This is a genomic window from Rathayibacter sp. AY1A3, assembly GCF_002930975.1.
Classification (GTDB): Bacteria; Actinomycetota; Actinomycetes; order Actinomycetales; family Microbacteriaceae; genus Rathayibacter.
In genome coordinates this window covers 1-1,315 of sequence record NZ_PSTO01000083.1, presented here as the reverse complement: position 1 = coordinate 1,315, position 1,315 = coordinate 1, and the positions used below count along the sequence as shown (strand labels likewise).

Below are 1,315 nucleotides of genomic sequence, written 5' to 3'. Positions count from 1 at the left end.
CCCGTGCTCGAGTTCGACCACGGCACCCGGACCGTCCGCCTGGTCGCGACAGGAGACGCGCAGGAGCTCACCGTGCGCCTGCTCGAGCTCTTCGGCGCGACCCCGGCCCTCGCCGCGGAGAACCCGCAGAAGCCCCTCTCCTCCTCCGAGGAGGCGCCGACCGGCCTCGCTCCCGCGAGCGAGTCGCCCGAGGCCGCCCAGCAGACCGCCCGCGCGGCCGTCAGCTACTACAACGCCCTCGTCGGCGGCGAGGAGCTGGCCGCCGGACAGCGGATCGTCTCGGGCACGAACGGCTACTCGTTCCGGATGCAGACCGACGGCAACGCGGTGGTCTACGACCCGCAGGGCCGCCCCACCTTCGCGACGAACACCCAGGGCCGCGGCGACCACTTGGTCATGCAGACCGACGGCAACATGGTCGTCTACTCCGCCAAGGGCGGCCCCGTGTGGAGCACGAACACGATCAACGAGGCGGGCGCCTCGGTGATCATGCAGCCCGACGGCAACCTCGTCGTCTACCGCGAGAACGGCTCGCCCGCCTGGGCGAGCAGCGTCCGCCGCGTCATCGCCGAGCCGGTGACCGACACGCTGTTCACGGAGCAGACCCTCCGCCCCGTCCACCAGCTCACCTCCGCCGACGGCCGCTTCAGCGCCGTCATGCAGAACGACGGCAACTTCGTCGGCTACGGCCCGCAGGGCGCCGTCTGGGGCACCGGCACCGGCGGCTCCGGCAACCGCATCACCATGCAGAAGGACGGCAACGCCGTCATCTACGGCTCCGACGGCTCCGTCAAGTGGTTCTCGGGCACGCGCGGCAAGGACCTCCGCCTGGGCATCAACAACGCCGGCTCGCTGATCATCGTGAACCCGTCCGACGACGTGATCTGGACCAGCCAGGCCGCCTTCCCCTCGACCACCCTCTACGCGGCGAACTCGCTCGAGGCGGGCAGCTTCCTCCGCTCCGCGAACGGCGTCTACCGAGCGGTGATGCAGGCGGACGGCAACTTCGTCGTCTACGGCAAGAACGGCCCGATCTGGGCGTCGAAGACCACCCGCGCAGGCGGCTTCTTCGCCATCGACACCAGCGGGCAGATCGCCGTGGGCACCGAGACGACGAGCGGATGGTCGGTCGTCCCGCCCGCCGCGTCGGTCGGCCCCTACAAGCTCGTCATGCAGGACGACGGCAACCTCGTCGAGTACGACAGCCGCCGCGCGGTCTGGGCCAGCCGCGGCTGACGCCCCTCCGCCACGACGCCCCCTGGTCCCCGGACCGGGGGGCGTCGTCGTCTCCCCCGCCGTGGGACGATTCCCCGAC

Annotated in this window: 1 protein-coding gene; it reads left to right on the top strand. The window is 71.4% G+C overall.

The window, feature by feature from the left end:
- Positions 1 to 1,236: hypothetical protein (locus C5C10_RS17395; protein ID WP_146082203.1), on the top strand; the 1,236-nt coding region annotated here is incomplete at its 5' end.
- Positions 1,237 to 1,315: the final 79 nt, after the last annotated feature.